A 13,931-nucleotide genomic window follows, 5' to 3' on the forward strand; every position below is an offset into this window, starting at 1 on the left:
ATTCGAAACCGCTAAACGGTCAGCTTAGTTACAAGGTGCTTCGTAAACGCGACCGTAATTGTCGCGGTAACGGCAGTACTGAACACCATTACGGGTCTGTGCTGCACCAAGAAGCGTACCGGCAACGCCACCGATCGCAGCGCCAGCCAGAGCACCACGGCCATTGCCGCCGATAGCACCGCCAGCAAGTGCACCAAGAGCTGCACCACCAACACCATAGCCGGCAGTACGCTGTTCATTCGTCGTGCATGCTGCCGTTGAGAACGCAAGCGCACCGACGATTGCAATCATGGTAAGACGTGACTTCATGAAACAATCTCCTAATAGAGTTACACCAACACCGACTTTGCGTCCCCAATTTCGGCGCAAGGCGGACAATTCCCGCTGAGGCTATTTACAATACGTTTCGCTCGTCAGCGTCAAGCGGTTTCAATTGGTAAGGTTAGCAGCCATAGTAAAGATCAGCCCCCTCATTCAAGTTGGCTACAAGTATCGCAAGTCCTGAACGCACGGAAACGCAAAGAGTTCCACGCACAATATTGGAAACCGTCCATGAAGAACCAAAAGGAAGGGTCACGTTGTCTAACGGCCACTCTGCATTTGTGATTGAAAGTCCTTCGACTTTGCAGAAATTCACGACGCTGAAAGACGTGCCATCGGGAAAATCATAAACATAGTCTCCCCTAACAACCGGCCAGGCTTCCTCGACCCCGCTTGAAAGCAGAATATCCCGCCCCTCTGCGGCCTGCGCCGTTGCCATCGTAAGATGCAGCAAGGTGTGATCCGTGCGCGGGCCACCAAATGCCCCACATAAAATGACCTTCTCAGCGCCGCGCGCAAAAGCTTCCGAAAGTGCAAGCTCGCCATCAGTCATATCTTTGGCACGTGGAAAACTCTTCTGCGGAATATGCGCATACTGCTCTTTCAACGCCTCAGAAGCGGAATCAAAGTCCCCCAGCCACAGCTCAGGTTCAACACCCAGCTCCGCTGCATGGCGTATGCCACTGTCGGCGGCAAGAACGCGCGCTCCCGCAATCTGATTTTTCAGACGATCCGTGACAACGAGATCGCCGCCAAGTAAAATGACAAATGTGCTCATAAACCGCTCATAACATGCGGAAATTCTAGCTGAAAGCCCGCATTGCGAACCCTTGCCCTTCCTGAAGCAAACATCTATTGTTGCCGTGCTCTAACGGGGTGCCATTCGTTCTTAGAATGGCTGAGAAGCCGCACACCGGCTAACCCGCTGAACCTGATCCGGTTTGTACCGGCGGAGGGATTAGATGCTGACCGATTTCCCAAGCGGCGCTCAATCTTTTCGAATAAAAGAAAGGAATGCCGTTATGCGGCTTTTATCTCTGCTTACCCTGTCGCTGAGCGCAGCTTTTGCCTTTGCGCATGTTGCCCACGCCAAAGACAAGCTGACCATCTACACCTATGACAGCTTTGTTTCCGAGTGGGGTCCCGGCCCAAAGGTCAAGGAAAACTTCGAGAAAGAATGCGATTGCACGCTCGAATGGGTTGCATCGGCTGATGGCGTCGCCCTGCTCAATCGCCTCAAGCTTGAGGGCGGCAATACCAAAGCAGACATCGTCCTTGGCCTCGACACGAACCTGACGACCGAAGCGCGCGCCACCGGCTATTTCGCGCCGAGCGGCATTGATCTTTCCAATGTCAAAGTGCCGGGCGACTTCAAAGACGATGTTTTCGTGCCTTATGACTATGGCTATTTCGCCGTTGTCTATGATTCCGAGAAGCTGCCCAATCCGCCGAAAAGCCTCAAAGAGCTGGTCGAAGGCGATCCGTCGCAAAAAATCGTCATTCAGGACCCGCGCACATCGACACCGGGCCTTGGCATTCTGCTCTGGATCAAATCGGTCTATGGCGATCAGGCAGCCGAAGCATGGGAAAAGCTGCAGAAGCGCATTCTCACAGTGACGCCGGGCTGGTCGGAAGCCTATGGCCTGTTCACCAAAGGTGAAGCACCAATGGTGCTCTCTTACACCACCTCCCCTGCCTATCACATGATTGCCGAGAAAACCGAGCGCTATAAGGCACTGGCATATCCTGAAGGCAATTACCTTCAGATCGAACTTGCTGCCCAGACAACAACAGGCGCCAAAAACCCGCTTGCACAAAAATTTCTCGCGTTCATGACCGGCCCCGGCTTTCAGGATGTGATTCCCGAAACCAACTGGATGTATCCGGCAGGCAAGACTTCGCAGCCGCTTGCACCGGCTTTCGACACATTGCCGAAGCCTGAAAAGACCCTTCTGATCCCAGCCGACGCGGTTGCAAAGAACCGCAAGGCATGGGTCGATGAATGGCTTGACGCTTCAAGCAAATGATCAAAGCACCGACCAGAACCAGCGCTGCTCACACCATGCCTGCGATAAAACAACTCGCTGGCATGCTGGCGCTTGGCTTTCTTGCAGTGCTGGTCGGTGGTTCGCTTCTTGCGCTGGCATTAGAAGCCAGCGGCTTTGATACGGATGTCTATTTCGACAGTTATCTGCTGCGCGTCGCCCGTTTCACACTCACGCAAGCTGCGGCATCGGCTCTGCTGTCAGTGCTGTTTGCCATTCCGGTAGCGCGGGCGCTTTATGCAGAATCAAACTTTCCGGGTCGAAGCCTGATCCTGCGCCTTTTCGCGCTGCCACTCGCCTTGCCTGCCCTTGTGACGGTGCTGGGCATCACCAGCATTTACGGGCGCAACGGCTTTATTGCGCAGCTTTCGCAAGCAAGCAGCTATCCGCTCTCACCCGATATTTACGGCATCACCGGCATTTTGATCGCGCATGTGTTTTTCAATATGCCGCTGGCTGTCAGACTCATTCTCGCGACTTATGACTCAATACCCGCCGATTACTGGAAGCTTTCAGCACAACTTGGCATGGGAAGCCCGTCGCGCTTTCGCCTGATTGAATGGCCCGTCATTCGGCGCAATCTGCCCGGCATGTTCGGTCTGATCTTCATGCTCTGCGTCACAAGCTTCACAACGGTTCTCACCCTTGGCGGCGGCCCACGCGCCACAACGCTGGAAGTTGCAATTTACCAAAGCCTGCATTTCGATTTCGATCCGGCGCGCGCGGTTGCTCTCACCTTCGCACAGCTTGCACTGACACTTCTCATTTTGCTGGCCCTGCGCATGACCGGACGCCCATCGGAAGAAGGCTTTACGCTTACACGTAACGCGAGACGCTATGCGAAGCCCTCCGTGCCAGAACGCTTTTTCAATATCACAGCCATTGCGATTGGCTTCCTCTATGTCGCGCTTCCCGTCATCGGCATCGTCATTTCAGGTCTTGCCGCCGATCTGGTCGGGCTTTTGAGGGAGAAGACCGTCTGGCGAGCAATCAGCACCAGTCTGGCACTTGGATTTTCAGCAGCCCTCCTCTCTGTCATCCTCTCCCTCTCCCTGGTCATCGCACGCGAGGCCACAAAGAGCGTGCGCCTTGCCGGGCTTTTTGACACAGGCGCAAGCCTCATTCTGGTCATGCCGCCCATCGTTCTGGGTGCGGGCTGGTTCATTTTGCTGCGCCATTTCACAGATCCCTTCCTGATGGCTCCGTTGATGGTGATAACAGTCAATGCCGCGATGGCCATGCCGTTTGCCGTGCGCCTGCTGCGACCTTCATGGGACACAGCGGCTGCGCGCCACAACAGGCTCTGTGCACAGCTTGGCATCACAGGCTTCAACCGGCTGAAACTGATCGACTGGCCATCCATTCAAAAACCCTTCGGAATGGCCTTTGCCTTTGCCATGGCGCTTTCGCTGGGCGATCTCGGCACCATCGCACTTTTCGGCAGCGATGCATTGTTAACGCTGCCTTATCTTCTGTTCCAGCGTATGGGCAGCTACCGCACATTCGACGCAGCAGGCCTTGCATTGATCCTCGGAATCTTATGTCTTGGCCTGATGATGATTGCAGATCGTGCTGCCTCGCGAAAGGAAACGCCGCTTCTATGAATGTCAAAGCCGACATCAGGCTTCGCGATCTATATTTCAGCTATGGCGAAACCAAAATGCATTTCGACGCGACCATACCGGGCGGCGTAATTGCGGCCATTGTCGGCCCCAGCGGCTCGGGAAAGTCCACACTGCTCAATCTGATTGCAGGATTTGAAAAACCTGAAATCGGGCAGATTTTGATCGGCGATCTTGATGTTACCGATCTGCCGCCTGCATCCCGGCCCGTTTCAATGGTCTTTCAGGAGAATAATCTTTTCGCACATCTAAGCGTCGAGCAGAATGTCGGGCTTGGCCGTTCTCCCAATCTGAAGCTGAACCAACAGGATCGGGACGCAATCGCAACTGCATTGGAACGCGTGGGACTTAAAGGCAAAGAGACCCGCAAACCCGAAGCGCTTTCGGGTGGCGAACGTCAGCGGGTGGCTATCGCACGCGCTCTGGTGCGCGCAAGACCGGTATTGTTGCTGGACGAAGCCTTTGCTTCCCTTGGACCCGCACTACGCCATCAGATGCTTGATCTTGTGCGTGCATTGCATGAAGAAAACAAAATGACGGTGCTGATGGTTACACATACGCCAGAAGACGCACTCTATCTCAATGCTTTGTTGCTGTTTCTCGACAATGGCCGGATTTCCGCACAAGGGCCTGCCCATGAATTACTCTCGCCATCTGGACCCGAAGCTTTGAAGCACTATATCGGTGCACAGACGCCAAAGCTCAAATAGAGTTACGGCAGTGGACATATTTTGTTCGCAATCGGCTTAAAGAACGCTTTGAACACTGATCAGCTTCTTGTAGGCAATTCAGTGAGCGGCTAAATTTATGCCACGACATCGACGCCCATTCATTGCGAGGATAAAATACTGATCCGTCAACAGACCCGTGCCCGGGCCTCCCTGTGCCTTCCAGTCCCCCTGCCAGAACGGACACAGCGCAATTGGCGGAAACCAGCCATTGGTCTTGGCTTGCTGGCGATTGCCTTGATTTCGGGCTGCCAGTCGTTCAATTCGAGCAAGGATCTCGGCCTTCAGCCATCGTCCAATCCGGTCACCGTTGAAAACGTCACGCGCAACGACCGGCTGGCGCAAATCGGCGCGCAGCAGCATCCGCGCATCCTCGCCACTTATGGCGGCGAGTATAAAGACCCGAAGCTGGAGCGCATGGTCGCCAAGATCGTCGGCAATCTCACAACGGTTTCCGACAAGCCGGATCAGACCTATCGCATCACAATCCTCGACAGCCCCAACATCAATGCCTTCGCTTTGCCGGGCGGGTTTCTTTATGTAACACGCGGTTTGCTGGCGCTTGCCAACGACTCATCCGAAGTCGCAGCCGTTATCGCCCATGAAATGGGCCACGTGGTCGCCAATCACGGTATTCTTCGTCAGGAGAAAGAGGCAGAAACAGCAATTGCCGGGCGGGTCGCCACAGAAGTTCTGCACAATGAAAATGCAAGTCGTGAAGCAACCATTCGCGGCAAACTCCGCCTTGCGCAGTTCTCGCGCAATCAGGAACTGCAAGCCGACGCCATCGGCATCAAAATGATCGGTGAAGCGGGGTATGACCCGTTCGCTTCCGCACGCTTCCTGCAATCGATGGAAGCTTACACAGATTTCCGGTCTGTCTCTGGTGCCACCGATGCGAGCCTCGACTTTCTCGCAAGCCACCCTGCAACGCCACAACGCATTCAGCTGGCGCTCGGACACGCGCGCCGCATTGGCGCGCCGGGCGTTGGCACAACGGATCGCGATTCCTTCCTCAACGGCATTGATGGCCTGCTCTATGGCGATTCGCCCAATGAAGGCTATGTGCGCGAACAGACCTTCATCCATCCAAAGCTCGGCGTAACCTTTACCGCGCCGGCCGGCTTCACCATTGACAATTCGGCCAATGCCGTCATGGCCAGTGGACCGGGCGAAGTGGCAATCCGCTTTGACGGCGCATCGCTGCCTGCAGGCTCCAGCCTTACCGATTATATCAAATCGGGCTGGGTGACGGGCCTAGATGAAAGCTCAATCCGCGCCATCACGATCAACGGCCTGCCTGCGGCAACCGCGCGCGCGAGTGCCGATCGCTGGCAATTCGACATTGTGGTGATCGGTGCCAACAACAAGGTCTATCGCTTTCTGACAGCAGCGCCAAAGGGCAGCAATGCACTCATGCCTGCATCGCAAAGCGTAACACAATCCTTCCGCCTGCTTTCGGCAGCCGAGCAACAAGCCATCAAACCTTTGCGCATTCGCGTGGTGACTGTGAAGCCGGGGGATACAATGGCCAGCCTTTCAGCACGCATGCAGGGAACAACCCGCAAGCTTGAACTGTTCCGCCTGCTCAACGCCATGCCTGCGGGCGCAACTGTATCTGTGGGCGATCGCGTCAAAATCATAAGCGAGTAAGTCAATGGAAGTCATGCTTGAATCATTGCTGGCAGGCCAGATCGCCCCACTAGGACCGCGTGCCGCACCGAGCGGGATCGATAAGAAGCCTATATCGGGGCCTGTTCGCTTGCTGCGCGAAGGCCTCGAATGCGACGAGCAAGGCGACAGAAAAGTCCACGGCGGTCCCGAAAAGGCCATTCACCATTATCCGCACGATCATTATGCCCTCTGGCGCGAGGATATTGGCGACCATCCCTGTTTTGATGCGCCCGGCGCTTTTGGAGAGAACATCTCAACCACCGGACTGACCGAACATAATGTTGCTATCGGCGACCGTTTTCGCTTGGGAACAGCTTTGGTTGAGGTGTCACAGGGCAGGCAGCCCTGCTGGAAACTCAATGCGCGCTTCGATGTACCGGACATGGCAACCCGCGTGCAAAAAACCGGACGCACCGGCTGGTATTATCGGGTTTTGGAAGAAGGTGTGGTCAGCGCTGACGACACGATAACGCGTGTCGAACGCCTTTCCCCAGAATGGACGTTGCACCGGGTTTGGCATCTTCTCTACGTCGATATGCTTAATTATGACGAACTTGCACGGATGGCCAACCTTGCGCACCTTGCCGACGGCTGGAAGCGCTATGCCATCCGCCGTCTGGAAAACCGCAAGGTCGAAGACTGGTCATCGCGCCTTGAAGGCAGCCGCGATTAGCGTATGTCTCCCCAAAGTGGGACCCGGTTTTGGGATAAAGACATCCGTAAAAAGTCTATGCCTGATAGGCTGCCATTTCATGCTGATCAAGCAGCGCCAGCTTAAGCTTTTCCATGGCGCGGCTTTCAATCTGCCGAACACGCTCTTTTGAGATTCCCAATTTTTCGCCGAGTGCTTCAAGTGTCACGCCATCATCGCCCAGACGCCGTTGTCGGATGATGTGCAATTCACGCTCGTTAAGCGCATGAAGCGCGGTGCGCAACCAACCCACACGGCGTTCCATATCAATCGTGCTTTCAACGACCTCATCCTGCAAGGGATGGTCATCGACAAGAAAATCCATACGGGTGGAGGTGCCCGATTCATCATTACCGATTGACGCCGAAAGCGAACTATCAGACCCTGAAAGTCTGCTGTCCATGACTTCGACATCACTCGCTGATACGCCAAGCTGCGTCGAGATCTGGCGGTAAATTTCTGCCTTGCTCATGGTCTCATCTTCCTGCGCAAGCTTCGAACGCAGGCGACGCAGATTGAAGAACAGCGACTTCTGAGCCGAACTCGTCCCACCGCGCACGATAGACCAGTTGCGCAGGATATAATCCTGCATGGACGCCCTTATCCACCATGATGCATAGGTGGAAAAACGAACTTCGCGCTCAGGATCAAAGCGCGCAGCCGCTTCAAGCAATCCAACATAGCCCTCCTGAATCAGATCGCTCATCGGAAGCTTGAACTTACGAAACCGTCCGGCCATCGAAATCACCAGTCGCATATGCGAGGCCGTGATGCGATGAAGTGCTTCCTGATCCTTGTTATCTTTCCAGCGGATGGCGAGGTCGCGTTCTTCTTCTCGTTCAAGATAAGGCGCTGACATCGCATTGCGGATCATCGACTGCGAGGACGCAGCAGGCGCTTGAAGACCGCACGCCGGAATCGGCAAACGAGTTGGCGGAACGATGGAGGAACTGCTCATGGATGACTGCTTCATCTGGCTCTCCTGTTCTGGCTGCGATGTTCCAGAGAAGTCTGAAACCCGAAACGGAAACGATACCAGCCCTAAAAAGGGATTAAGCAAACATTTTTCGTTCGTTCAAAACGTCTTTTACAGACCTGCTCTGAGGCCAGATTGCTACGCCACAAAACAAACCCGCTCAGAGCTGGTTTGATAATAACGCAAGAAGAACCCTCCGGTTCCATCCGAAGTGCTATAAATATCTGACATTCTATGAAAATAGAGAGACAAGCCGCTTGGGCAAGTATCCACCCCCCTCTCATCAGTCCGAAAATAAGAATTATTTTTGGAAGACGCGAGGCGCACGGTGCTCTATGCAGAAAAATAAAAAGCCCCACATCAGCGGGGCTCTTTAGAAAAGAATGCAGGCGTTATTACGCTGCTTCGACTTCATCACCGTCCACTTCACCTTCGGCATCAGCCTTGGTGCGTTTCGGGCTCTTGGCAAGATTTGCTTCGATAAGGCGAACTGCTTCCGTATCGGAAAGCTTGTTCACGGCAGCGATTTCGCGCGCCATGCGATCCAGCGCTGCTTCGTAAAGCTGACGCTCGGAATAGGACTGCTCCGGCTGATTGTCAGCACGATGCAGATCACGAACAACTTCAGAAATCATAATCAGATCGCCGGAATTGATCTTTGCATCATATTCCTGCGCGCGGCGCGACCACATGGTGCGCTTTACGCGTGCACGACCCTGCACGACTTTCAGGGCACGTTCGACATAATCGGTCTCGGACAGCTTGCGCATACCAATGCTGACAGCCTTGGCGACCGGCACCTTGAGGCGCATCTTGTCTTTTTCAAAGTCGATAACAAAAAGCTCAAGCTTATGGCCGGCAACTTCCTGGTCTTCGATCGCTACGATCTGACCAACACCATGAGCCGGGTAAACAATGGACTCGCCGGTCTTAAATCCCTGGCGGGCCGGAGTTTTTTTCTGCTGGGATGTCATACGCTCTAATACTCCCTGTTGTGCCCGGCACTACACGCCGGTTAACACATGATTTCGACCACACCCCCTTGGGAGAGGTGCGGAAGCCATTACGGTCTTGAACTGAAAGCGCTTCCCAGGCACAAATTGATTTACCGGGAAGCTCTGGTGGGGAACGTGTGCTGAAACCGCAATAATCCGTCCCGGTGCCATAAAGCCCAGTAAAAAAATATAGCCCTTTCAGAGATTAACGCATTTGCGCCACGATTTGACGTCCAGTCACCGAAATTATTGGCACAGGTTAACACAATTTTACGCAAGAATCAACAAATGGCCAAAAAAGAGGATTCCGGCCATTTTCGACATGCATAAAATCAGCTTCAACAACTCAGCAATACACGAAACTACGACAGCAAAAGTGCCAATCTGACGGATTGCTCTTGCGCTCAACCAATCCGAAAAAAGCGTCAAGCCTTTCGAACCTGTTTAGAGCGCCATGCACCCTATTGGGCACACAAAGCCGGTCTAATCACCGGAACCCGGCTCAGGCGAAAAGAACTGTTCGAGCTTGCCCGAAACGCCATCCATTTCCTTGGCTTCTGGAAGCTCATCTTTTTTCGCAGTCAGGTTTGGCCATTTCGCTGCATATTCGGCATTCAGCTCAAGCCATTTGTCGAGGCCCGGTTCGGTATCCGGGCTGATGGCTTCCGCCGGACATTCCGGCTCGCAAACGCCGCAATCGATACACTCATCGGGATTGATGACGAGCATATTCTCGCCTTCATAGAAACAGTCGACCGGACAAACCTCGACGCAGTCCGTATATTTGCAGCGAATGCAATTATCGGTCACGACATAAGTCATTGTCCAACTCCTGTTGCCTCTCCCTTGATGAAGAGTAAGCTTATCTATTCAGAACCGGCTGTTTGAACATTCAGATCGGGCACCTGAATGGTTCCGCTCCGTTCACTCCATAGACTATCCCACGGGGTGTTTTGGCGTGTGGCATGCATGCCAGTTCATGTGCTTGCGATTGCCAAGCGTGAGGTAACGATTTTATCGGTCCATGACAAGGGCCGAAACGACGCAATAACAATATGTCACGAACATCGGAAATGACATTCCAATTATGGTGCAAAAGTCGAAAAGAGCTTTTAACGTAAAGCTTTAACGCGCAATTTCTGTCGCACCCGATGGCTATCCTGCGGCATCGCGTCCGGTTTAATTTCCGCGCAGACGATCCGTTTCGCGCCGTTCTTTCTTTGTTGGACGCCCGGCACCGCTCTCACGATGTGGCTGCATCGCTCCAACGCTGTCAGATTGCGGGGCAGGTTTGGGCGTCATGTCCTGATATAGAAGTTGTGCTTCAGGGGCTGGCCCGCGCCTGTGACCGGGTGCAAGCACCTTATAGACGAGAATTTGCCGATCAAGGGTTATGGTCAGAACATCGCCGATCTTCACCGGATAAGCGGCCTGATCAATCTTGTCACGATTGACCCTGACTTTGCCGCCGACGGCGAGTTTCGCCGCCAGCGATCTTGATTTAACCACGCGTGCAAAGAACAGCCACTTGTCAATACGCTGTCTTGCAATCGCCTCAGTCGCCATCTTACTTCTTCAATTGCTCCTTAAGAGCAAGAAGCTTGGCAAAAGGCGAATCAGGATCAACACGCACCGGACGTTCTTGCTCAACGCGCTTGTTGCCCTGATGATTAGCATGGTCCCGCTTAGGCTGACGCTGATCGCGGTTGCCACCATCACGCGGTTTGCCCTTGAAGCTTTCGCGCTTGTTCTGGCCACGATCCTGATTTTCACCATCATTATTACGACGGTTCTTATCAAAACGCTTGCCACCGCCACGGTTTTCACGCGCAGCCGCGGCTTCACCAGCTTCACCACCCTGCTGCGAGCGATTCTGGCGCTGACGATTCTGATCCTGCGTGCGATTACGTCCTTCAAAGCGCCCCTGACGCCAGAGCAGAACAGGCTTGGCCTCTTCTGCTGGCGCGTCGGTTGCTTCGGTTGCGGGCTTTTCCTCCGCTGCGGCCTCAACAGAGACAACTGGAGCAGGAACCGGCTCGGCTGCCGGAACAACAGGCTTGGCTTCGCTTACGGTGGCAGCAGGTACCGCTGGCTTAAAGACAGTATCTTCGACAACCGCCTCAGCCTGTGCCTGTGCCTTAGCAGCAAAGGCATCAAGCTCGGCAAGCTTTGCGCTCACATCAGCCGCATCAACAGCCTCATGGCGATAACCAAGGCTTTTCAGGATCTCTTCCATATCCTCAACCGTGGCGCCCAGAATAGACATCATGGCAGGGGTAACAATGAAGCGTCCGCCATCATAAGCGCCATCGGGACGTGTGCCCGAACCCGGACGCCAGGCCAGTGCCGGACGAATGAGATCGGCAAGGCGTTCCAGAATATCAATGCGCACGGCACGACGACCGAGCACGCGATACCCACCCAGACGATAGAACATTGGATCGAAAGCCGGATCAACAACCACCGATGTGCGGCCTGCGGCCAGCACATTGACCACATCGCCATAACCGGCGCGTTCGCGGCCATCATTCTTCAATGCCCAAAGCAGCGTGATCAGGCCAGCCGGAGCAGGCTTTAACAGCATGGGCATGAAAACATGATAAGCACCGAAGCGCACACCCAGACGACGCAGTGCTGCACGCGAATCCTGATCAAGTCCGCGGACTTCCTCAGCAACATCGCGGCGCTGAAGACTGCCAAGGCCTTCAACGATCTGGAAAGCCAGACCGCGTGTCATACCGGTCAGGGCATCGGCAGCGTTAAGATCGGTCAACGGCTTGAGAACCGTTTCGATGTGATGCGCAACAAAACGCTCAATACGGGCCGCAACCTTGTCGCGTGCCGGTCCGGTCAATTGTTCGTCGGCAAAAATGATCGTGCGCGGTTTCAACACATGATCGGCTGCAACCAGCGTTGCGACCGGTGCACCGATCCAGCGCAACACGCCATCCGAACCGAGCGCAAAGTCGCCATTCGGCGCTGCGGAAAACCGCTCGGCACGGCGTTCGAACTCGGCGGCAAGCGCCTTTTGTGCAGCCGTTCTCACAGCCTTCGCGTCCGGCCCCTCGGCCTGAACGTCGGCAGTGAACCGGAATCCTTCTAGTTGCCCAACATTGTGGCCCTCGACAATTACGTCACCGGCCGGGCTGATTTCTGCTTCTAGCATGGCATTCTCTCTCAGGCGCCTCATAAGCACGCTTGTCCTGCGGTCTACAAAGCGTTTCGTCAACCTTTCATGCAGCGCATCGGACAGTCTGTCCTCAATTTCGCGCGTCTTTTCCTGCCAGTGTGTCGGATCGGCAAGCCATCCCGGCCTGTGCGACACAAAAGTCCAGGTACGGATTTGCGCCACGCGATGAGACAGAGTGTCGATTTCCCCCTCTGTATTGTCGGCGCGGCGCACCTGTTCGCTCATATAATCTTCATCAACGCTCCCTCGGCGGACCAGATCCTGATAAATGGTTGCTATGATATCGGCATGTTGTGCCGGCGCAATCTTACGATAATCGGGAAGCGCACAGGTATCCCACAAAAGTTCGATCCGCGCAGGCATCGTTGCAAGCCGCACAATGTCTTCATCTTTCGACAAATTTTCAAGCGCCTGCTGATCAACAGCAGGCAGTGCCTTGGTAAGACCTTCAATCGGCGTTGGCGTTTCCAGAGAATGGCGTAAAGCGTTCAGCGATGAAAAATCAAAGCGACTTGTTCGCCATTGCAACACTTTCACCGGATCGAACGCATGCGCTTCAACCCGCTCCACCAGTTCATCGTCCAGGGGCTGAACCTGCCCGGTGACGCCAAATGTACCATCGCGCAAATGGCGACCCGCACGACCGGCGATCTGGCCAACCTCCGCAGGCGTCAGATCACGAAACTGATAACCGTCAAATTTACGGTTCTGTGCGAAAGCCACATGATCGACATCAAGATTGAGTCCCATGCCGATGGCATCCGTTGCCACCAGAAAATCCACATCACCTGACTGATAAAGCTCGACCTGTGCGTTGCGCGTGCGAGGGCTCAGCGCGCCCATTACAACCGCTGCACCACCACGCTGGCGACGGATCAGCTCGGCAATGGCGTAAACCTCATCCGCCGAAAAGGCGACAATTGCTGAGCGGTTCGGCAGTCGGATAATCTTCTTGGAACCCGCATAAGAAAGCTGAGACAAGCGCGGACGCGTCACAACAGTGATGCCCGGCAGAAGCTTTTCCAGAATGGCGCGCATGGTCCCGGCGCCCAAAAGCAGCGTTTCCTGTCGCCCACGCAGATGCAGAATGCGGTCCGTAAAAATATGTCCGCGCTCAAGATCACCGGCAAGCTGCACTTCATCAATCGCCACAAAGGGCATATCCGTGCGGCGCGGCATGGCTTCAACGGTGCACACGGAATAGCGCGAGCCGGGCGGCGTGATTTTTTCCTCGCCGGTGATCAGCGAGACATTGGCAACACCCACGCGCTCAGCCACACGATTGTAAACCTCGCGCGCCAGCAATCGCAGCGGAAGACCAATCATACCACGACCATGCGACAACATCCGTTCGATCGCCAGATGCGTCTTGCCGGTATTGGTCGGCCCCAGCACTGCAGTGACATCGCGGCCACTCACACTCAGCGGCAGATCATGGGCAGGGAGTTGGTTCATGCCAATAATAGAATTCCCGGAACAAAGGCCATACGTTGGACATGCGATAGCACTATATCACTTGAGCCGAAAGCGCTCCTGTTAAGTTTCAATCTGTGTTTTAGGCTCTGTGGTCGTTAATAAATACTCATTTTAACAAATAGAACGACTCTGGAACGAATCGGCGACGAATCGATCACAGGAGCCCATTCACCTTTTGTTCACGACAACATCTAGTGGACTATCTATCGAAAG

General features: G+C 54.5%; 12 protein-coding genes and 1 riboswitch. Of the genes, 5 read left to right on the forward strand and 7 right to left on the reverse strand.

Annotation, left to right across the window (positions count from 1 at the left end; all coding sequences use genetic code 11):
* Positions 1-24 precede the first annotated feature (24 nt).
* Positions 25-309: a YMGG-like glycine zipper-containing protein gene (locus tag ABE530_RS11090; protein ID WP_265984843.1), complete on the reverse strand. Its 285-nt coding sequence runs from the start codon at positions 307-309 to the stop codon at positions 25-27.
* A gap of 133 nt (positions 310-442) precedes the next feature.
* Positions 443-1,099, reverse strand: a complete 657-nt coding sequence (locus tag ABE530_RS11095; protein WP_499694542.1) for a thiamine diphosphokinase — start codon at positions 1,097-1,099, stop codon at positions 443-445.
* Between the two features lie 84 nt (positions 1,100-1,183).
* A riboswitch (TPP riboswitch) is annotated at positions 1,184-1,296 on the forward strand.
* Between the two features lie 47 nt (positions 1,297-1,343).
* Between ABE530_RS11095 and thiB the strand changes: the two genes are divergently transcribed.
* From thiB to ABE530_RS11120, 5 genes are all read left to right on the forward strand, one after another.
* Positions 1,344-2,348: a thiamine ABC transporter substrate binding subunit gene (thiB, locus tag ABE530_RS11100; protein WP_499694543.1), complete on the forward strand. Its 1,005-nt coding sequence runs from the start codon at positions 1,344-1,346 to the stop codon at positions 2,346-2,348.
* Entirely contained in the window at positions 2,345-3,970 is a 1,626-nt protein-coding gene (gene thiP / locus ABE530_RS11105) for a thiamine/thiamine pyrophosphate ABC transporter permease ThiP (protein ID WP_499694544.1), read from the forward strand. Before thiB ends, thiP begins: the two co-directional genes overlap by 4 nt.
* Positions 3,967-4,698: a thiamine ABC transporter ATP-binding protein gene (gene thiQ / locus ABE530_RS11110; RefSeq protein ID WP_499694545.1), complete on the forward strand. Its 732-nt coding sequence runs from the start codon at positions 3,967-3,969 to the stop codon at positions 4,696-4,698. The genes thiP and thiQ overlap by 4 nt, the downstream gene beginning before the upstream one ends.
* A 189-nt stretch (positions 4,699-4,887) precedes the next feature.
* Positions 4,888-6,369, forward strand: coding sequence for a cell division protease CdlP (gene cdlP, locus ABE530_RS11115; RefSeq protein WP_499694587.1), 1,482 nt, complete (start codon positions 4,888-4,890; stop codon positions 6,367-6,369).
* 4 nt (positions 6,370-6,373) lie between these two features.
* Positions 6,374-7,063: an MOSC domain-containing protein gene (locus ABE530_RS11120; protein WP_265984848.1), complete on the forward strand. Its 690-nt coding sequence runs from the start codon at positions 6,374-6,376 to the stop codon at positions 7,061-7,063.
* 55 nt (positions 7,064-7,118) lie between these two features.
* On the opposite strand, the gene ABE530_RS11125 is transcribed toward ABE530_RS11120, so the two are convergent.
* The 5 genes from ABE530_RS11125 to ABE530_RS11145 form a co-directional block, all read right to left on the reverse strand.
* Entirely contained in the window at positions 7,119-8,054 is a 936-nt protein-coding gene (locus ABE530_RS11125) for an RNA polymerase factor sigma-32 (protein WP_265984849.1), read from the reverse strand.
* A 398-nt stretch (positions 8,055-8,452) separates the two neighbouring features.
* Entirely contained in the window at positions 8,453-9,031 is a 579-nt protein-coding gene (locus ABE530_RS11130) for a CarD family transcriptional regulator (protein ID WP_265984850.1), read from the reverse strand.
* 504 nt (positions 9,032-9,535) lie between these two features.
* On the reverse strand, positions 9,536-9,874 hold the full coding sequence (gene fdxA, locus ABE530_RS11135; protein ID WP_265984851.1) for a ferredoxin FdxA: 339 nt from the start codon (positions 9,872-9,874) through the stop codon (positions 9,536-9,538).
* 357 nt (positions 9,875-10,231) lie between these two features.
* A complete protein-coding gene (locus ABE530_RS11140) occupies positions 10,232-10,618 on the reverse strand; it encodes an RNA-binding S4 domain-containing protein (RefSeq protein WP_499694546.1) in 387 nt (128 codons plus the stop codon).
* Between the two features lies 1 nt (position 10,619).
* Positions 10,620-13,697, reverse strand: a complete 3,078-nt coding sequence (locus tag ABE530_RS11145; RefSeq protein ID WP_499694547.1) for a helicase-related protein — start codon at positions 13,695-13,697, stop codon at positions 10,620-10,622.
* Positions 13,698-13,931 lie beyond the last annotated feature (234 nt).

The sequence above is a fragment of the Brucella sp. TWI559 genome (assembly GCF_039674265.1).
Taxonomy (GTDB): Bacteria; Pseudomonadota; Alphaproteobacteria; order Rhizobiales; family Rhizobiaceae; genus Brucella; species Brucella chromiisoli.